Source organism: Pseudomonas sp. GW823-FHT02F05 (genome assembly GCF_058797315.1).
In genome coordinates this window covers 1-19516 of sequence record NZ_JBXAJM010000012.1, presented here as the reverse complement: position 1 = coordinate 19516, position 19516 = coordinate 1, and the positions used below count along the sequence as shown (strand labels likewise).

Here is a 19516-nt window from a genome sequence, read left to right as displayed (position 1 = left end):
TGCAAGCCACGCCCCAAAGGGGCTCGCAGCTTTTTGTCAGCGCTCGAAAAGGGTGCGAAAACCCTGGCAACTGTTCAGACCAGTAAGACCTGTGCATCTCAATAAACATCAGCCTTGCAGACGATCCGAACGGTGCTGGCATGGGCTGTGCACTGGGCAAACTCAGAAAATTCCTTCGCCTTTTTCGGAGAGTTGCCATGACCAAGCGCTACAGCGCCCTGCTCACTGCCCTGTTTGCCAGCCTGATGCTGAGCCAGGCACCCGCCCAGGCGAATGGTCTGGATGACATCGTCGCTCGTGGCACGCTGAAGGTTGCCGTCCCCCAGGACTTTCCGCCGTTTGGCTCGGTCGGCCCTGACATGCAACCCCGTGGCCTGGACATCGACACCGCCAAGCTGCTGGCCGACCAACTCAAGGTCAAGCTGGAACTGACCCCGGTGAACAGCACCAACCGCATCCCGTTTCTCACCACCGGCAAGGTCGATCTGGTGATTTCCAGCCTGGGCAAGAACCCCGAGCGCGCAAAGGTCATCGACTTCTCCAGCGCCTACGCGCCGTTCTACCTCGCCGTGTTTGGACCGCCTGACGCCGCCATCGCCAGCCTCGACGACCTCAAGGGCAAGACCATCAGCGTGACCCGTGGCGCCATCGAGGACATCGAGCTGACAGCGGTAGCGCCCAAGGAAGCCACGATCAAGCGCTTTGAAGACAACAATTCCACCATCGCCGCCTACCTGGCCGGCCAGGTCGACCTGATCGCCAGCGGCAACGTGGTCATGGTGGCCATCAGCGAACGCAACCCCAAACGCGTACCCGCGCTGAAGGTGAAGCTCAAGGACTCGCCGGTGTACGTGGGCGTGAACAAGAACGAGCCGGCGCTGTTGGAAAAGGTCAACCAGATCCTGGTCGCAGCCAAGGCTGACGGTAGCCTGGAGAAAAACGCCATGCAGTGGCTCAAAGAACCGCTGCCTGCCGACCTCTGACGCGGAGCTCAACGATGGCCTATCAATTCGACTTTGTGCCGGTGCTGGCCAATACCGACCTGCTCCTGCGTGGCGCGCTGTTCACCCTTGAGCTGACGGCCATTGGCGCCCTCCTCGGCGTGGCACTGGGCACTGTCGGCGCCGTGGTACGGGCGTGGAAGATCCAGCCGTTTGCATGGCTCTTTGGTGTGTATGTCGAGTTGATCCGCAACACGCCGTTCCTGGTGCAACTGTTCTTCATCTTCTTCGGACTGCCGTCCCTGGGGTTGAAAATAACCGAATGGCAAGCCGCCGTGCTGGCGATGGTAATCAACCTGGGGGCGTACTCCACCGAGATCATACGTGCGGGTATCCAGGCCATCCCACGGGGGCAACTGGAAGCGGCCGCGGCGCTGGCAATGACGCGCTTCGAGGCGTTCCGCCATGTGGTGTTGCTACCAGCCCTGGGCAAGGTGTGGCCAGCCCTGAGCAGCCAGATCATCATCGTGATGCTCGGCTCGGCGGTGTGTTCGCAGATCGCGACTGAAGAGCTGAGCTTTGCCGCCAACTTTATCCAGTCGCGTAATTTCCGGGCCTTTGAAACCTATGCCCTGACCACCCTGGTGTACCTGTGCATGGCGCTGATGATTCGCCAGTTGCTCAACTGGATCGGCCGACGGTTTGTCATGAGGAACAGCCGATGAGTGATTTTTCGTTCTGGGACATCGTGCGCAACCTGCTTACCGGCCTGCAATGGACGCTGCTGCTGTCATTGGTGGCGTTTGTGGGCGGCAGTCTGATCGGCTTGCTGGTGATGACCCTGCGCATCAGCCGCAAAGCGTTCCCACGCAACATTGCCCGCGCCTATATCGAACTGTTCCAGGGCACGCCACTGCTGATGCAGCTGTTCCTGGTGTTTTTCGGCGTTGCCCTGCTCGGCGTGGACATATCGCCCTGGCTGGCAGCGGCGATTGCGTTGACCCTGTTTACCAGCGCTTACCTGGCTGAAATATGGCGCGGCTGCGTCGACTCAATTGCCCACGGCCAATGGGAAGCCTCGGCCAGCCTGGCCCTCAACCCGCTTGAACAACTGCGCTACGTGATCTTGCCCCAGGCGCTACGTATTGCTGTCGCGCCGACAGTGGGCTTCTCGGTGCAGGTGGTCAAAGGCACCGCCGTGACCTCGATCATCGGCTTCACCGAACTGACCAAGACGGGCGGCATGCTCGCCAACGCCACCTTCGAACCCTTCATGGTCTATGGCCTGGTGGCCCTCGGTTACTTCCTGCTTTGCTACCCCTTGTCCCTCAGTGCGCGCTACCTGGAAAGGAGACTGCATGCCTCTGCTTAGAATTTCTGCCCTGCATAAGTATTACGGCGATCACCACGTGCTCAAGGGCATCGACCTGACGGTGGACGAAGGCCAGGTGGTGGCAATCATCGGCCGCAGCGGCTCGGGCAAGTCCACCTTGCTGCGCACCCTCAATGGTCTGGAGTCGATCAACGACGGCGTCATCGAAGTCGATGGTGAATACCTCGACGCGGCCCGCGCCGACCTGCGCAGCCTGCGGCAGAAGGTCGGCATGGTGTTCCAGCAATTCAATCTGTTCCCGCACCTGACCGTGGGCGAGAACGTGATGCTGGCGCCGCAAGTGGTGCAGAAAGTGCCAAAGGCCAAAGCGGTGCAGTTGGCAAAGCAGATGCTGGATCGGGTAGGCCTGGGCGAGAAGTTCGACGCTTTCCCTGATCGACTGTCCGGTGGCCAGCAACAGCGAGTCGCCATTGCCCGCGCACTGGCCATGTCACCCAAAGTGCTGCTGTGCGATGAAATCACATCGGCCCTGGACCCGGAGCTGGTCAATGAAGTGCTCAGCGTGGTGCGCCAACTGGCTAAAGACGGCATGACCCTGATCATGGTGACCCACGAAATGCGTTTTGCCCGGGAGGTTGGGGATAAGCTGGTGTTCATGCACCAGGGTAAGGTGCATGAAGTGGGCGATCCGAAAGTGCTGTTTGCACATCCGCAATCTGCCGAGCTGGCAAACTTCATCGGCAGCCATGGATCACCTGCCTGAGGACTCAGCCACCGGACACCAGCTCGAAACGCCCATTGCCCTCGTATGTGGTTTTATTGCCAACAGCAGTGGCTGCGCTCGATAGCCAGGTGTCTACTTGCACCTGCGCCGAAAAAGCGTGGCCTCTGGCAGGAGCTCCGCCGACCAGCACTACCAGAGATTGGCCTGGGCGTAGCTGGGCGTCCCGTTCGGTAGGGTTGTGCCATTGCGCTAACTCGATGGGTTTACCGTCGAGTTGAGGATGCTGAAGCGTCAGGTTGAAAAAGCCCTGGCGGCCAAACCTGTAGCCAGTCTCATTGGCCGGCACGCCTTGAAAACGTAGCGCAATCACCGCAGCCTCCACGCAGATCACGTTCAGACGTACCATACGCTTTCCCAGCGAAGCACCCCGATTTTCGAGCTGTTCGCCTGGGCGAAGCAGGCCGTAATCGATGATGGGCTGGCTCAGGGACAGGCGGCAGTTCGCAGCACTTGCCGGCGCTGCCAGTAAAAGGCAGCTCAACAACAGCCCCAAGCCTTTGAGGCACCCGATACGCCACTCGTTCATGCGGGCCATCTCACCGACAGACCGCCGAAGCGGTTTCGTAGAATTTGCCATTATAGGTTTGCTCCGGAAGGTCGAGTTGCAGCGCGCAGGACACTGTGCTGGAAGAGACTTTAAGGGCCTGGGGCGCGTCGACGTTGCTGAGAAAAATCATCCCATCCCCAACCACCGTGGTCAGCAATGCATTTTCTGGCCCCAGCACGGCAGCGCCCTGAGGCAATGGTTTGCCGTGTATATCCGTAGCGCGCAGCAGTACCCGGCGCACGTTGATTACTTCGAAATCGACCCTGTTGAAGGACCCACGGCCCGCTTCCAGGACCTTGGTACCGTTCTTGATATCCATCTGGCGAGGTAGGCTTTTGCCTTCCAGCTCCAACACGCTCGACTGATAAGCCGGCAAACTGGCGATCACAGCCTTGCCCCACGGGTCGGTCCAAACCGGCCCTTGAGGTGTGGTAAGACGAGCACCGGCAACCTCGCCCACCGAGACCACGCCAAACGTGTCCTCAACCCGATACGGCGACAATGTGAAACCTTCAGAATGGGCGACCACCGCCCCTTGCAATTGCCCGGAGTAACTGGTGCTGGACGAGTCACGATTCAGCCCCAGCCCCACTTGCGCGTAACGAGAAGACGCGTTGAGCGTGCCGCCCAGGGTGTGCTCACGATGCCCTGCGAAGTCTCTGTCGCTGCGTATCTGGTAGTTCAGCGTCTCGTCGACACGCTCATCATAGGCAGTGCCGATACTGGAGCGCTCTCCCTGACGTCGAGCGAATGCGCTGAGGCTCCGATCACGGCCCAGGGGAACACTGACCTGCAGTCGAATACCCAGTCCGTCATCGTTCCGGTCATCGGCACTGTTGGACTGGCCAATCTGAGAGTCCACGGTCACACCGACGCTGGCATATCTGAAGCTCTTGTTCCACGTGCCGTAGATATTCTGGGTAATCCGGCTCTTGAAATCGGCCCCCCGGTTATAACCGATGGAGAAGCCACCCAACTGAGAGTCCGCCCAACTGAATCCTACGGTGTACTGGTTCTTGAATCGCGAACCATCCACATCGTTTACATGAGGCGTCACTGTATCGATGACGTCACGATAGCCCGGTGTCTGCGCAGTGGCACTCAAGGACATCTGTACATTCGCAGGCAGGCCGACGCTCACAGACACACTGTTGCGCGCGCCTTGTACGTTTGTTGAATGATCCCGGGACAAGTTGTTACGCACCCCCAGGGAAAAGCGCTGGGAAAAGCTGCTGTCCAGGGCAAGCCCCACCGCATTGTAGCTATCGGTACCTTGTACCCCTGCGCTGACCGCGCTGTCCTTGCCCACAGCCCACGTACCACTGGCCATGGCCAGCAGGGGCTCTTTGGCCCCTCTCCCCTCCACCTCGCGGATCTTGCCCAAAGAAGCTGTATATCCAGACTTCACGGGGACCACTGCGCGGAACGTAGCAGCCGGCACGATAAAACTGCGCTGCCCGCCCTGGGTCTCTATCACCGTGACCTGAAGGTCGCTGGTGCCGTTGAGCAAGGGCAGATTGGTCAGCGTAAAAGGCCCCTCAGGAACGACCGTGGTATAGATCAACGCGCCGGATTGCCGTACTTCCACCCGTGATTGGCTCAGGGCTCGCCCCTCGACTACCACGCCATTGTGACTGCCACCACTTTCAATACCATCGGGGAAAATCTGCGCGCCCGTCAGTTGTACTCCCCCAAACACCGGGTTATTGCTCGATATCTGACCGACCTGGAAGGTCGAAGCCAAAGGCAAGAAATCCCGTTGTGCATAGGCGAAAAGGTGTTCGGCCGTTGTGCGGCGATCGTTGGAAATATAAAGCTGGCGGCTACGGGCAATCCAATCGCCAAAATTGAAGCCCACCTCTGTGGAGGCTGAAAGATACCGATAGGTATCCGCCCTGGAATGACTGTTGATTGCCTGGACGTCGTAATTGAGTAGCGCTGCCGTGCCTCCGCGCGCATAGCTGCCGGAGTCTCGCTGAACGTCTCGCAGCGCTTGCGTAGGCACCACCAACGACACCTCTTCGTTGCCAGGACGCAATGTCGTTACTGTCTCAGGGTATTCGGCTTTGAAGTCATGACAGGCTTGCTCGGGGGGGACACTTTTGTCGATCACCGAGGAAGGTACCCGCAAGCTGCCACGATCAAGCAAACTACGGGTAAAACATAGCTCGCCTTCTTTATCGAACCGAGCATCCGTCAAGCCTATCCGCTCACCGTTGACGTGCAGGTCCACGACCCTCACACCCTCACTGAAACGTGGCGCATGACGAAAATAGTGGGCAACCGAAGGGCTGATACCCCGCGCCTGCAGCGTTTCCAAGTCGAACCCGGAAATGCTCGATACACGGGCGGCAGAAGCATCCGTGACCACCACCGCCATCATTGCCATGCACACCGACAGGCTCAGCCCGCTTCGCCTGAAAAGCGCCTCACGCTTTTGTACATGATTCAAGTCGTCGGGAGCTGCACCGAAATTGCCATTGGTTGTGTTCATGAACGGTCACGGCGCATTCGTGATGAGCAGCGCATCGTAGCTATCGACAGCGAAGCCGTAGACGGTCGCGGGTTCAAGGGTGACCGAGGTCGCACCGGGTACAGGCTTGTCCAAGGCCACCTGCAACACTTCGCCAGGCAGCACGTAGGTACGAGCAAGGCTGGCCGTCACTCGTTGCGGATTAAGACGGACGTCTGCCGCCAAGCGAACTACGTAGGGGCTGTCGTTGCGCACACTCAAGACGTTGGCCTGAAGATGCCAGGTCAGTAACTCCCAAGGCGCATCGTTCTTTGGCAAGCCTTTGGGATGCAGGATCAGCGGAAGGTTCTGCCGAAGGCTGATACCAATGGTCGCACCGGAACCAGGTTGTGCCTGAGGAATTCCTTCGAAGGACACACGCTTCAGGCGCTGGGTCTTGAGTGGTTCGGTGCCTATTGAAAGAAACCGCACCATCTGACGCTCTCCTGCATCCACACGTGTGACCGGTGGGGTGACAACAATCAGTTGCTCGGTATCTTCCGGGACATCCTCAATAACCGAGTGCAGCAGTGCCGGACTGCTATCCGTGTTGGTGACGTTAATGCTGACTTCACCTTCTGCCTCATGTAGCACAATGACGGTGGTATCAGGACGCATACCGTCGGCGAACAGCACCGCCGGCAAGAAAAAACCTATTAACAAGCATGATTTAAGAAATCTTTTAACCATCACTTCACTACCCACTTGTGCGCACAGGCTTTGCGAAAGAAATATTGGCCGACACAAAGCCCGCTTAATAAAGCGTGGCTCTGCTCGGCCCCTTTCCGAACCTAGTTATAGATAGCGCAGCTCTAAAGTAGCCTGACCGTCCAGATTAATCTGATTACTCATATTTAACTCTGATGTTTTATTGATAACAGGCAACACTTCAATTTGGCCTGCCACCGTATTAAGCTTGATAGGTGCGTAGACATTTCCTGCCCGCCAAGCCGTAAGGTTGGAGGTATGGCCGACGGCTTGGGTGCTATTCGTATGCCAATATCCGCCATTATTCTCGGAACCAACAATCCCCACCGCTACACCGTCCGCCACAGAATTACGTAAGTGGATCAGATACCCACCAATCTTTTGCCCTTGGGACGTAGCACCCAATCCGAAGTTATAAATATCTTTATAATTACTGCCAAAAAGACTGAGCATCATGCCGGGAATTCGAGAGCTTGCACGATTGTCCGACGCCCTGATCGCCACCGTTGTCTTGACATTGCTGGCACACTTGATCGAATAAGGCGTTGTCTTTTTAGCCAACTGTGTATAACGCGTCGGGCTCAGGGAATTCGGGTCAATCCTTCCGTAGTCAAAAACCGAATTGGTTATCGTGAAACTGCAGCTGACGGGGGCAATCGTTCCTTTCACACTCAGGTCAGCAGCTTGAGCATGAAAACCAAGGGACGCCAAGCACGCGACACTCATTACAAACATCGTCTTATTCATTTTTAGCACTCTCAACATAACGATAAATATCAGATCAAACCCGATGACAATTAGGCCTGCGCTATCACCCACACACCGATGCGAATTATCTGATCAAGGAAGTACGAATAGGAGCCTAGAGGTAACGAAGCTCCAAGGTTGCGTGACCGTCCAACTCGATTTTACTGCCCACATCGAGCGCGGACTTTTTATTAATAAAGGTGATAATCTGAATATTCCCCGATACCGAATTAACCTTAAGTGGTGTTTGCGCTCCTGAACCACCCCACCAGGCAATGACATCGCCGCCTTGACCCAACGCGTTGCTTCGATAGTTCGTCCATGTATTGCCATTGTCTGCGGAAGTCACTGTACGGACGGTTCGCCCATCAGCAATAGAGTTTTGAACATGTACGGCATAACCCCCTATTTTTTGTCCTTTGGACGACAAACCCAATCCATAGTTGTAGTTATCAGTGTAGCCCTGGTCTATTGAGCTAACGATACCTGGCACTTTGCTGGATGAACGATTATCCACTGCCTTGAGCCCAACCGCAGTGAGTGCACTTCCCTCGCATTTAACAGCGAACGGCGTAGACTTCGCCGTCAAACGCGTATACTGAGTTTCGCTTAGGCTCGACGGCCGGATATCACCATAATCGAAAACGGCATTAGTCATTGTAAAACTGCAACTGGCAGGAACAATGGCCCCCTTTACGCGCAACTCTGAGGCCTGAACACTCAGACTAGCCACCGAAAGCACCATACCTGCCACCAAAACAAACTTTATTTTCATGATCTTACATCCTGCATAGACATAGAAATGGATTCGCTAGCAAAAAACCAATATCGCTCATCACTAAAACTGCCGACACAACAACTATCGGAAATAACACAGCTCTAGCGCAGGCTGCTTGCCATCGAACTCATAGTGTTAAACTGCAACGGGCGGGGCCATTAATACCCTTCACTCGTAGATTGGCTGCTTCGACGCTTAAATCTACAGCAGCCAGAAGCAGTCCCGCCGGCACTGACACTTTGCTCTTCATCTGAGCACCTTAATTTCCTGAGCATGTAAAAACAGCACCTATAGTCAGCGATGTGAGGTGTTCACTTGTTTAACCCCACACGCATAACTACCCCTTGTACAATCCCTGAGCGACAAATAATTACCGCCACGGCTTAATTGCCGACCGGCAGTATCGGCGCCACACATAAATAATTAAGCCGGAAAAATACCTCAATCAACGTAAGACAGCTCTGCGAAAACGGCTCACATTTAGATTGTTTACTGTAGGAGCAAACACAAAAAACCAAGACAAATATGCATACACATGTAGGACTAAGTTGACCATCCAGAAATTACGCACACTGCAAGTTATTAACTACAGCGACTCCTGACCCAATAACACAGCTATCGCAACCACCTCCTACAAGCGGCATTCACAATTTCTGATGAGTGATTGGGGAAAATTCCTCTGGCACTACGCGTTGGCGCCAGCCGTCGATCGTGGCACGATGGCAAGGTTATCGACCGAGACCCCCAAACCATGCCGCAATCCCAAGCCAAGAATCTGTCCTTGATCGCCGCCATCGACCTGGGCTCCAACAGCTTTCATATGGTCGTGGCCAAGGCCCAGAACGGCGAGATCCGCATCCTTGAGCGGCTCGGCGAGAAGGTGCAACTGGCCGCCGGGATCGACGACGAGCGCAAGCTCAATGAAGAATCCATGCAGCGCGGACTCGATTGCCTCAAGCGTTTCGCGCAACTGATCAACGGCATGCCCCCTGGCGCGGTGCGTATCGTTGGCACCAACGCCTTGCGCGAAGCGCGCAACCGCAACGAATTCATCCATCGCGCCGAGGAAATCCTCGGGCATCCGGTGGAAGTCATCTCGGGCCGTGAAGAGGCACGCCTGATCTACCTCGGCGTGTCCCACACCCTGGCCGACACGCCCGGCAAACGCCTGGTGGCAGACATTGGCGGTGGCAGCACCGAGTTCATTATCGGCCAGCGTTTCGAACCCCTACTGCGTGAAAGCCTGCAGATGGGGTGTGTGAGTTTCACCCAGCGTTATTTCAAGGATGGCAAGATCACCCCGGCGCGTTATGCCCAGGCCTACACCGCAGCGCGCCTGGAAATCATGAGCATCGAACATGCCTTGCACCGCCTGACCTGGGATGAAGCCATCGGCTCGTCCGGCACCATCCGTGCCATTGGCCTGGCCTTGAAGGCCGGTGGCCATGGCACCGGTGAGGTGAACGCCGAAGGCCTGGCGTGGCTCAAGCGCAAGCTGTTCAAGCTGGGGGATGCAGAGAAAATCGACTTCGACGGCATCAAGCCCGACCGTCGCGCCATTTTCCCTGCGGGCCTGGCGATTCTCGAAGCCATCTTTGACGCCCTCGAACTGCAACGCATGGACCACTGTGACGGCGCCCTGCGCGAAGGTGTGCTCTACGACCTGCTGGGCCGGCACCATCATGAAGACGTGCGAGAGCGCACCCTCAGCTCGCTGATGGAGCGTTACCACGTCGACCTGGAGCAAGCCGCCCGCGTCGAGCGCAAAGCCTTGCACGCCTTCGACCAGGTGGCCGAGGACTGGGACCTGGAAGACGGCGTCTGGCGCGAGTTACTCGGCTGGGCAGCCAAGGTGCATGAGGTCGGCCTGGACATCGCCCACTACCATTATCACAAGCACGGCGCGTACCTGATCGAACACTCGGACCTGGCCGGTTTCTCGCGGGAAGACCAACAGATGCTCGCGCTGCTGGTACGCGGCCATCGTCGCAATATTCCCAAGGACAAGTTTGCCGAGTTCGGTAAAGACGGCATCAAGCTGATCCGCCTGTGTGCGCTGCTGCGCTTTGCAATCCTGTTCCACCACATCCGCGGCACCCAGGAAATGCCCCAGGTCAAACTGCACGCCGATGGCGATAGCCTGGAAGTGATGTTCCCCAAAGGCTGGCTGGATGAAAACCAGCTGACCCAGGCGGACTTCGCCCAGGAAGCGGAATGGCTGACGCGGGTAGGGTTCAGCCTGAACCTGCGCTAAGCAAATCTAAAAGCATTCTGCAGAACAAATGTGGGAGCGGGCTTGCTCGCGAATGCAGTGGATCAGTCACCAGATGCATTGACTGACACACCGCATTCGCGAGCAAGCCCGCTCCCACATGGAATTGCGTATGCCTGGGCTAGTTCACCGTCAGAATCGGGCTACCCAACTTCTCCAGCAACGTCGCCTGCGCGCTGCGCGGGTTCTGGTTGCCGGTCGGCGTGTTACGCACGTAGCGCCCATCCGACTGCAGGCTCCAGCTATGGGTGTTGTCGGTCAGGTAGCTTTCCAGCTCCTTCTTGACCCGCATGATCAGCTTCTTGCCTTCTACCGGGAAGCAGGTCTCCACACGCTTGTCGAGGTTGCGTTCCATCCAGTCGGCGCTGGAGAGGAACATCTGCTCTTCGCCGCCGTTGAGGAAGTAGAACACGCGTGTGTGCTCCAGGAAGCGGCCGATGATCGAGCGCACGTGGATGTTATGCGACACGCCCACAATGCCGGGGCGCAGGCAGCACATGCCACGCACCACCAGATCGATGCGCACACCGGACTGGCTGGCCTTGTACAGCGCGCGGATGATCTTAGGATCGGTCAGCGAGTTGAACTTGGCGATGATGTGCGCCGGTTTACCGTCGAGAGCGAACTGGGTCTCGCGGGCAATCATGTCGAGCATGCCCTTCTTGAGGGTGAACGGCGCGTGCAGCAGCTTCTTCATGCGCAAGGTCTTGCCCATGCCGATCAACTGGCTGAACAACTTGCCGACGTCTTCACACAGCGCGTCATCGGATGTCAGCAGGCTGTAGTCGGTGTAGAGCTTGGCGTTGCCGGCGTGGTAGTTGCCGGTACCCAAGTGGGCGTAACGCACAATTTCACCGGCCTCACGGCGCAGAATCAACATCATCTTGGCGTGGGTCTTGAAGCCGACCACGCCGTAGATCACCACCGCACCGGCCGCTTGCAGGCGGCTGGCCAGTTGCAGGTTGGACTCCTCGTCAAAGCGCGCCCGCAACTCGATCACCGCAGTGACTTCCTTGCCGTTACGCGCAGCATCCACCAACGCATCGACGATTTCCGAGTTGGCACCGCTGCGGTACAGGGTCTGGCGCACGGCCAGGACGTGCGGGTCCTTGGCAGCCTGGCGCAGCAGGTCGACCACCGGGGTGAACGACTCGAAGGGGTGCAGCAGCAGGATGTCCTGCTTGCTCACCACGCTGAAGATGTTCTCGCTGTTTTGCAAAAGTTTCGGGATCTGCGGAGTGAACGGCTTGTATTGCAGCTCCGGGTGACTGTCCAAGCCGGTGATGCTGAACAGGCGCGTCAGGTTTACAGGGCCGTTGACCTGGTACAGCTCCGACTCGGCCAGGTTGAACTGCTTGAGCAGGTAGTCCGACAAATGTTTCGGGCAGGTGTCCGCCACTTCCAGGCGCACCGCATCGCCATAGCGCCGCGAGAACAGTTCGCCGCGCAGGGCACGGGCCAAGTCTTCAACGTCTTCGGAGTCCAACGCCAGGTCGGCGTTACGAGTCAGGCGGAACTGGTAGCAGCCCTTGACCTTCATGCCCTGGAACAGGTCATCGGCGTGCGCGTGGATCATCGACGACAGGAATACATAGTTGTCGCCAGCGCCCCCTACCTCTTCCGGTACCTTGATGATCCGAGGCAACAGACGCGGCGCTGGAATGATCGCCAGGCCCGAATCGCGGCCGAAAGCGTCGATACCTTCGAGTTCGACGATGAAGTTGAGGCTCTTGTTCACCAGCAAGGGGAACGGGTGCGTCGGGTCGAGGCCGATAGGCGTGATGATCGGCGAAATTTCGTCCCGGAAGTAACGGCGCACCCAGGTCTTGATCTTGGCGGTCCAGTGACGACGACGAATGAAGCGGACCTGATGCTTTTCCAGCTCCGGCAGCAGGATGTCGTTGAGGATCGCGTACTGGCGGTCCACATGGCCGTGCACCAGCTCACTGATACGCGCCAGGGCCTGGTGCGGTTGCAGGCCGTCGGCACCGGCTTGCTCACGGGCGAAGGTGATCTGCTTCTTGAGGCCGGCAACACGGATCTCGAAGAACTCGTCCAGGTTGCTGGAGAAAATCAGCAGGAATTTCAGCCGTTCCAGCAAGGGGTAGGACTCATCCAGCGCCTGCTCGAGCACGCGGATGTTGAATTGCAGTTGTGACAACTCGCGGTGGATGTACAGGCTGCTGTCATCCAGGTTGGTGACCACTGGCACTGGCGCCGGCGCAGGCGCTTCGGCCACCACCGCAGGCGGTGCAGGCTCCAGCTCCGGCGGGGTCTGGGCGACTTGTTCAACCACCGGGTGAGCGTCTTTTACGGCAACTTCTGAGAGTCCTTCGGTATTCATCGAGTGTTCCTGTGAGGGCTATTGTTGCTCTCTAAGCAATTGGGCGGCGCGGGCGGCGAAGTAGGTCAGAATGCCATCAGCGCCGGCACGTTTAAAGGCAGTCAGGGATTCGAGGATCACCCCTTCACTCAACCAACCATTCTGGATCGCCGCCATGTGCATGGCGTATTCACCGCTGACCTGATAGACAAAGGTCGGCACCTTGAATTCCTCTTTGACCCGGTAAAGAATGTCCAGGTAAGGCATCCCCGGCTTGACCATCACCATATCGGCGCCTTCGGCCAGGTCGGTGGCCACTTCGTGCAGGGCTTCCTGGCTATTGGCCGGGTCCATCTGGTACGAGGCCTTGTTGGCCTTGCCCAGGTTCAGCGCCGAGCCTACCGCATCGCGGAATGGGCCGTAGTAGGCGCTGGCGTATTTGGCCGAGTAGGCCATGATCCGCACATTGACGTGACCGGCCAGCTCAAGGGCTTCGCGAATCGCCTGGATGCGTCCGTCCATCATGTCCGACGGTGCAACCACCTGGGCGCCCGCAGCCGCGTGGGACAACGCCTGCTTGACCAGTGCATCGACGGTGATGTCGTTCTGAACATAACCGTCTTCGTCAAGAATGCCATCCTGGCCGTGGGTGGTGAAAGGGTCCAGGGCCACGTCGGTGATCACGCCCAGCTCCGGGAAACGCTCGCGCAGGGCACGGGTGGCACGCTGGGCAATCCCCTGGGGGTTCCAGGCTTCGGCGGCGTCCAGGGTCTTGAGTTCGGCCGGGGTCACCGGGAACAGCGCCAGCGCCGGGATGCCCAATTCGACCCACTTCGCCGCCTCTTCAAGCAACAGGTCAATGGTCAGACGCTCCACACCCGGCATCGACGCCACCGCTTCCCGGCGATTTTCACCGTCGAGCACGAAAACCGGCAGGATCAGATCATTCGTGGTCAGTACATTTTCACGTACCAGGCGACGAGAAAAATCATCACGACGATTGCGACGCAGACGGGTGGCGGGGAACAGGCGATTGGCAGGGGTAAAGCTCACGACAGACTCCTGAGCCCGTGTTTACGGGCGAGCGTTGCAGTTATAAGCGGCCATTATGACGAATGAATGACAGTTGTGCTTATCGACACGACCTGTAGTCCCATTCGTCATTTGCGTAGGAATTGTTCACTTCGTGACACATCTCGATACTTTCATGAATCTTCGTGAAGGCGTAGGCTGCGCGTTCATTTCGCCAGCACCCTAGACCATGCTTCAACAATTTCTGCATGACTTCGGCTACTTTGCCCTCTTTCTCGGCACGTTCTTCGAAGGCGAGACCATCCTTGTACTCGCAGGCTTCCTGGCGTTCCGTGGCTACATGGATATCAACCTGGTGGTGGTCGTTGCCTTTTTTGGCAGCTACGCCGGCGACCAGCTCTGGTACTACATGGGGCGCAAGCACGGCCGCAAGTTGCTGGCGCGCAAGCCGCGCTGGCAACTGATGGGCGACAAGGCACTGGAACATATCCGCAAGCATCCGGATATCTGGGTATTGAGTTTCCGCTTCGTATACGGGTTGCGCACGGTGATGCCCGTGGCGATTGGCCTGTCCGGCTACCCACCGTTGCGCTACCTGGTTCTGAACGGTATTGGCGCGGCGATCTGGGCCGCGGCACTGGGGGCGGCAGCCTATCACTTCGGCGCAGTGCTGGAAGGAATGCTCGGCAGCGTCAAGAAATACGAGTTGTGGGTATTGGCCGCCTTGCTGGTGCTGGGCTTTGGCCTGTGGCTGCGCCGTCGCTTCAAGAATGCCCGCATCGCCCGCCAAGCCTGTGCCGAGGCCAAGGCTCGGCTGGCTAACGAGCCAGCCTCGGTCGAAACGCCTAAGACACCAACCGAGTAAGCCGGCTTCTGCAACAGTAGAGGCCGATGATGCTGAGCAGGCTGTAGCTCGCCAGGCCCAGCCAGCCCAGGTTGCTGGCGGGCCACAACCCCACCAGCGGCGCCAGCCATACCAAGGGAACATTCAGCGCCAGGCGCGCCAGCTCGGCCTTCAGCGCCCATGGGCGATTCTCCAGCGCCACGCCCAGGGTAAACAACCCCAGCGCCATCGTGCCCCAGCCAAGGACCAGCGCCGTGGAGGGCAAGCCCTCACCGAAATTCATCAGATAACTGCCAAACCCTACATAGGCCGCAAACTGCAAGGCGATGTAGACCTGTTGGCGCACATCCAGCGGCACCTCGAATTTGCGGAACTGACTCAGGTCCGGCTTGGCCATCGGGTACTTGGCCTTGACGTCCGCCGGGCGCCAGCCGGTGCGCATGAACCAGATACGCAGCTTGTCCCACCAACGCTCAGTACGCCGGGCGTCACTCCAGAGTTGCGCATAAAACTGCAGGTTGGCCCACAGCGGGTTCCAGCTGGCCAAGGGTGTGGTCACACCGAAAATCACCGGTTCGTTATCGTCTTCCTCCTGGAAGGTACCGAACAGTCGGTCCCAAATAATGAACACCCCGCCGTAGTTGCGATCCATGTAGAGAGCGTTCTGCGCATGGTGGGCCCGATGATTGGACGGTGTGACGAAAAACCATTCGAACCAGCCAAGCTTGGGAACATGGCGTGTATGGACCCAGAATTGATACAGCAGGTTGAGCGACGCCACGCTGATAAACACCACCAGTGGCACACCAACCACCGCCAGGGGCAAGTAGAAGATCCAGCTCAGCAGGAAACCGGTGCTGGTCTGGCGCAAAGCGGTGCTGAGGTTGTAGTCCTCGCTCTGGTGATGCACCGAATGCGCGGCCCACAGTATGTTGCGCTCATGACCCATGCGGTGCAGCCAGTAGTAGCAGAAGTCATAGAACACAAAGGCAAACACCCAGGTCCAGGCACTCTGGGCAGGCAATTCGAACAGCGCCAGGTGCTCGATGGCGAACGCGTAGGTCAGCAGGCCCACGCCCTTGGTGAGCAAGCCTGTGGTGGTGGACAGCACTCCGGTGCTGAGGCTGTTGATGGCATCCGCCACTCGGTAGTTGCGCACGCCACGCCAACGGTCGGCCAGCAACTCGACCACGATCAGGGCAATAAAAAACGGTACTGCGTAAGGCACAAAGTCCATGGGCTAGTCCGGTCTATTTTTGTTACATCAAGATTAGGTGCAGCGACGTGAGTTCCCATTGGCAAGAGGTTACAAATTAGTAGACATTTAACGCCATGAATCAGGAGAAATGCCCATGAGCAAAAAGATTGCAGTGATCCTTTCCGGCTGTGGCGTGTACGACGGCGCAGAGATCCATGAAAGCGTGATCACCCTGCTGCGCCTGGACCAGCGCGGCGCTCAAGTGGAATGCTTTGCACCCGACGTTGCGCAGTTGCACGTGATCAACCACCTCACGGGCGAAGAAATGCCCGAGTCTCGCAATGTGCTGGTGGAATCCGCGCGCATCGCTCGAGGCACCGTGAAGGATATTGGCCAAGCCAACGCCGCAGACTTTGACGCGCTGATCGTGCCGGGCGGTTTTGGCGCGGCCAAGAACCTGTCGAACTTTGCCGTGGAAGGCGCCGGCTGCAGCATCAACCCCCAGGTGCTGGCACTGGCTGAAGCCTTTGCCGAAGCGGGCAAGCCGGTGGGGTTGATCTGCATTTCGCCGGCCCTGGCCGCCAAGATCTACGGCCCTGGCGTGACCTGCACCATCGGCAACGATGCCAGCACCGCCGCAGCCCTGGACAAGATGGGCGCCACCCACGTCGAATGCACTGTGGAGGATATCGTCGAGGACCAGGCGCGCAAGCTGGTGAGTACACCGGCCTATATGCTGGGCAAGAACATCAGCGAGGTGGCGTCCGGCATCAACAAGCTGGTGGATCGGGTATTGGAATTAACCCACGAAAACGACTGATGGGGATGCACCTGTGGCGAGGGAGCTTGCTCCCGCTGGGTGGCGAAGCCGCCCCATCTAAGCTGACGCGGTGATTCAGATAAAACACTGACGACGGCTTTGGGGCTGCTGCACAGCCCAGCGGGAGCAAGCTCCCTCGCCACAGATCAGGCTGGTTTCATCAAGCGGGTAAGAATTCGGTCCAGCGCATTGGCAAACGCCTGCTTGTCCTTTTCGCTGTGGGGCGGCGGGCCGCCGCCCATCTGGCCTTGCTCGCGCAGGTCGGTGAACAGGTTGCGCACCGCCAACCGCTCGCTCATGTTCGCAGGGCTGAACTCCTTGCCACGCGGGTCGAGGGCCGTGATGCCCTTCTTCACCAGTCGATCGGCCAAGGGCACGTCGCTGCAAATCACCAGTTCGCCGGGCACGGCGTGCTCCACCAGGTAATCATCGGCGGCATCCGGCCCGCTGGGCACCACGATCAGCTTCACACAGGCAAAGCTAGGCTTGATCTGGCTTTGCCCTGCGACCAGCACCACCTCAAACTGGCGCTTGAGGGCAAACTTCACCACTTGGTCCTTGGCCGCCCGAGGGCAGGCGTCGGCGTCGATCCACACGCGCATGCTACGCCGCCGCCCGGTGCTTTTCGGTCAGGCGGCTACGGCCATACAACACCACAATCGCCAGGATCGCCACGGCCTGTGCCCCCAACGAGTACGCATCGGCGTGGATGCCCAGCCAGTCGAAGTCAAAGAACGCCACTGGCCGCGTGCCGAAAATGCCGGCTTCCTGCAAGGCTTTCACACCGTGCCCGGCGAACACCACCGACAGCGCACACAGCAATGCGGCGTTGATGCCAAAGAACAGCGCCAGGGGCAACTTCGCCGAACCGCGCAGGATCACCCAGGCCAGGCCCACCAGCAGCACCAGCGCCGTGGCACCACCGGCCAGCACCGCGTTGTGCCCGGCAGGGCCGGCCTGCAGCCACAGGGTTTCGTAGAACAGGATCACTTCGAACAGTTCGCGATATACCGAGAAGAACGCCAGCACCGCAAACCCGAAACGCCCACCGCCGCCCACCAGGCTGCTCTTGATGTAGTCCTGCCAGGCCGCCGCGTGACGCCGGTCGTGCATCCACACGCCGAGCCACAGCACCATCACACTGGCAAACAACGCCGTGCAGCCCTCAAGCAACTCACGCTGGGCGCCGCTGACGTCAATGACATAGGCCGCCAAGGCCCAGGTACCCAAACCCGCCAACAGCGCCAGGCCCCAGCCGACGTTGACGCTGCGCACCGCCGATTGCTGGCCGGTGTTACGCAGGAAGGCGAGGATCGCGGCCAGCACCAGTATCGCTTCCAGGCCTTCACGCAGCAGGATCAGCAAGCCGGAGATATAGCTCAACGACCAGCTCAGGCCATCGCCGCCCAGCAAACCAGCCGATTCAGTGAGTTTGCCTTTGGCTGCATCCAAGCGCTGCTGCACCTGCTCGATAGGCAAGCCGTCCTGCAACGATTGCCGATAGGCCATCAGGGCCTTCTCGGTGTCTTTGCGCACATTGGCATCGACGTTATCCAGGGAGCTTTCCACCAGCTCGAAGCCTTCCAGGTAGGCTGCGACGGATAGATCGTAAGCCTGCTCGTGGTCGCCGTTGCGGAACGCCGCGAGACTCTTGTCCAGGGTGGCGGCAGTGTAGTCGAGCAACTGCGCGGGGCCACGCTGAACCTGCGGCGGCTGCGCACGCTGGGCGCGGAATGTCGCCGCAGCGCCAGGGCCGTCAGCGGCGAGTACTTCAGTGGGGGTCTGGCGGGCCAGGTCGGCAAGGTTGAACGTCTGCTCGCCTTTGGCAGCGGCCGGGTCGGCCGTGAAGCCGGCGATATAGGTTGCCAGGTCCCAACGCTGGCGGTCGTCCAGTTGGTCAGCGAATGACGGCATGTCGGTGCCTTCGACGCCCAGGCCGAGGGTGTTATAGATCGCGTAGAGGCTCAGGCGGTCCAGGCGCGTTGCATCGCGCAGGTTAGCCGGCGGTGGGGTCATGCCCACGCCTGCCGGGCCATCGCCGGCGCCCGTTGTGCCGTGGCACACCGAACAATGCTGGGCGTAGAGCGGCGCGCCGCGCGTCGGGTCCGGCGTGATGGCCGGGGCCTGGCTGACTTCATACGCCACGGCCAGCTTGGCGCCCAATTGACGAGCCTGGCGGGCAACGCTCGCGCCGTCCTGGTGGGCAGTGACCGCGGCCAGCAGCTCATCAACGCCCTTTACCAGCTCGGCGCGCTCAGGCTTGTCTGGCAACTCCGCCACCAGCCCCTGCAATACCCCGAGAAACTCGACTTGTTCGCGGTATTCAGAGTCATCCACCACCTTGCCCGCCTCTACCGTCGGTGGGTAGTCGGCGCCAATGTAGTCAAGCAAATGCAGGGCTTGCGGCGCGCCCTCGGCGGTCGCGGCCGACAGATTGAGGCTGCACGACAGCAATGCCGGCAACAGCAGCCAGGCGAGAAAGCGGAAAGGGGCGGTCATGAATGAATCTCAAGTGGAAATACGAAGTAACACTATTGTTGAGCTTTAATGGATTCGACTCAAGGTGTTATTTCTTATCACCCTAAAACCAATGTGGGAGCGGGGGGGGGGGGGGGGGGGGGGGGGGGGGGGGGGGGGGGGGGGGGGGGGGGGGGGGGGGGGGGGGGGGGGGGGGGGG

Annotated in this window: 17 protein-coding genes; 7 read left to right on the top strand and 10 right to left on the bottom strand. The window is 58.9% G+C overall.

Features of this window, described 5'->3' with window-relative positions; all coding sequences use genetic code 11:
- The first annotated feature begins 197 nt into the window (after positions 1-197).
- Genes AC1RAC_RS15430 through AC1RAC_RS15415 form a run of 4 tightly spaced genes read left to right on the top strand, consistent with a single transcriptional unit; the run spans position 198 to position 3037 of the window.
- Entirely contained in the window at positions 198-983 is a 786-nt protein-coding gene (locus tag AC1RAC_RS15430) for a transporter substrate-binding domain-containing protein (RefSeq protein ID WP_054896000.1), read from the top strand.
- A gap of 14 nt (positions 984-997) precedes the next feature.
- Positions 998-1666, top strand: coding sequence for an amino acid ABC transporter permease (locus AC1RAC_RS15425; protein ID WP_054896001.1), 669 nt, complete (start codon positions 998-1000; stop codon positions 1664-1666).
- Positions 1663-2313 carry an amino acid ABC transporter permease gene (locus AC1RAC_RS15420; protein ID WP_054896002.1) on the top strand — a complete coding sequence of 217 codons (651 nt, stop codon included), beginning with the start codon at positions 1663-1665 and terminating at the stop codon, positions 2311-2313. Before AC1RAC_RS15425 ends, AC1RAC_RS15420 begins: the two co-directional genes overlap by 4 nt.
- A complete protein-coding gene (locus AC1RAC_RS15415; protein ID WP_054917093.1) occupies positions 2300-3037 on the top strand; it encodes an amino acid ABC transporter ATP-binding protein in 738 nt (245 codons plus the stop codon). Before AC1RAC_RS15420 ends, AC1RAC_RS15415 begins: the two co-directional genes overlap by 14 nt.
- Before the next feature lie 4 nt (positions 3038-3041).
- On the opposite strand, the gene AC1RAC_RS15410 is transcribed toward AC1RAC_RS15415, so the two are convergent.
- The 5 genes from AC1RAC_RS15410 to AC1RAC_RS15390 all read right to left on the bottom strand — a co-directional run bounded on the left by AC1RAC_RS15410 (position 3042) and on the right by AC1RAC_RS15390 (position 8347).
- Positions 3042-3404: a DUF1120 domain-containing protein gene (locus tag AC1RAC_RS15410; protein WP_230960007.1), complete on the bottom strand. Its 363-nt coding sequence runs from the start codon at positions 3402-3404 to the stop codon at positions 3042-3044.
- A 190-nt stretch (positions 3405-3594) separates the two neighbouring features.
- Entirely contained in the window at positions 3595-6099 is a 2505-nt protein-coding gene (locus AC1RAC_RS15405; RefSeq protein ID WP_492616742.1) for a fimbria/pilus outer membrane usher protein, read from the bottom strand.
- 6 nt (positions 6100-6105) lie between these two features.
- The gene (locus AC1RAC_RS15400) at positions 6106-6807 is read right to left on the bottom strand and encodes a fimbria/pilus chaperone family protein (protein ID WP_081095710.1); all 702 of its coding nucleotides are present in this window, start codon (positions 6805-6807) and stop codon (positions 6106-6108) included.
- A gap of 105 nt (positions 6808-6912) precedes the next feature.
- Positions 6913-7572, bottom strand: a complete 660-nt coding sequence (locus tag AC1RAC_RS15395; RefSeq protein WP_157717968.1) for a DUF1120 domain-containing protein — start codon at positions 7570-7572, stop codon at positions 6913-6915.
- A gap of 115 nt (positions 7573-7687) precedes the next feature.
- Entirely contained in the window at positions 7688-8347 is a 660-nt protein-coding gene (locus tag AC1RAC_RS15390; protein ID WP_072445621.1) for a DUF1120 domain-containing protein, read from the bottom strand.
- A 754-nt stretch (positions 8348-9101) separates the two neighbouring features.
- Here AC1RAC_RS15390 and ppx point away from each other — a divergent pair.
- Complete coding sequence (gene ppx / locus AC1RAC_RS15385; RefSeq protein ID WP_003195352.1) at positions 9102-10604, top strand: exopolyphosphatase; 1503 nt, start codon at positions 9102-9104, stop codon at positions 10602-10604.
- A 139-nt stretch (positions 10605-10743) separates the two neighbouring features.
- Here the strand turns inward: ppx and ppk1 are convergent, their stop codons facing one another.
- Positions 10744-12966 carry a polyphosphate kinase 1 gene (ppk1, locus tag AC1RAC_RS15380; protein WP_054896006.1) on the bottom strand — a complete coding sequence of 741 codons (2223 nt, stop codon included), beginning with the start codon at positions 12964-12966 and terminating at the stop codon, positions 10744-10746.
- Between the two features lie 18 nt (positions 12967-12984).
- A complete protein-coding gene (gene hemB / locus AC1RAC_RS15375; protein ID WP_034129028.1) occupies positions 12985-13998 on the bottom strand; it encodes a porphobilinogen synthase in 1014 nt (337 codons plus the stop codon).
- 208 nt (positions 13999-14206) lie between these two features.
- Between hemB and AC1RAC_RS15370 the strand changes: the two genes are divergently transcribed.
- Positions 14207-14842 (top strand): DedA family protein, encoded by a 636-nt coding sequence (locus tag AC1RAC_RS15370; RefSeq protein ID WP_034129029.1) that lies wholly within the window; start codon positions 14207-14209, stop codon positions 14840-14842.
- Here AC1RAC_RS15370 and AC1RAC_RS15365 read toward each other — a convergent pair.
- Positions 14823-16058, bottom strand: coding sequence for a sterol desaturase family protein (locus AC1RAC_RS15365; RefSeq protein ID WP_034129030.1), 1236 nt, complete (start codon positions 16056-16058; stop codon positions 14823-14825). The genes AC1RAC_RS15370 and AC1RAC_RS15365 overlap by 20 nt on opposite strands.
- Positions 16059-16173: 115 nt before the next feature.
- Between AC1RAC_RS15365 and elbB the strand changes: the two genes are divergently transcribed.
- Positions 16174-16839, top strand: a complete 666-nt coding sequence (gene elbB / locus AC1RAC_RS15360) for an isoprenoid biosynthesis glyoxalase ElbB (RefSeq protein WP_089041512.1) — start codon at positions 16174-16176, stop codon at positions 16837-16839.
- A gap of 146 nt (positions 16840-16985) precedes the next feature.
- Here elbB and AC1RAC_RS15355 read toward each other — a convergent pair whose 3' ends face one another.
- The gene (locus AC1RAC_RS15355; protein WP_034129032.1) at positions 16986-17441 is read right to left on the bottom strand and encodes a YaiI/YqxD family protein; all 456 of its coding nucleotides are present in this window, start codon (positions 17439-17441) and stop codon (positions 16986-16988) included.
- A gap of 1 nt (position 17442) precedes the next feature.
- A complete protein-coding gene (locus AC1RAC_RS15350) occupies positions 17443-19338 on the bottom strand; it encodes an FTR1 family protein (protein ID WP_492616741.1) in 1896 nt (631 codons plus the stop codon).
- Positions 19339-19516: the final 178 nt, after the last annotated feature.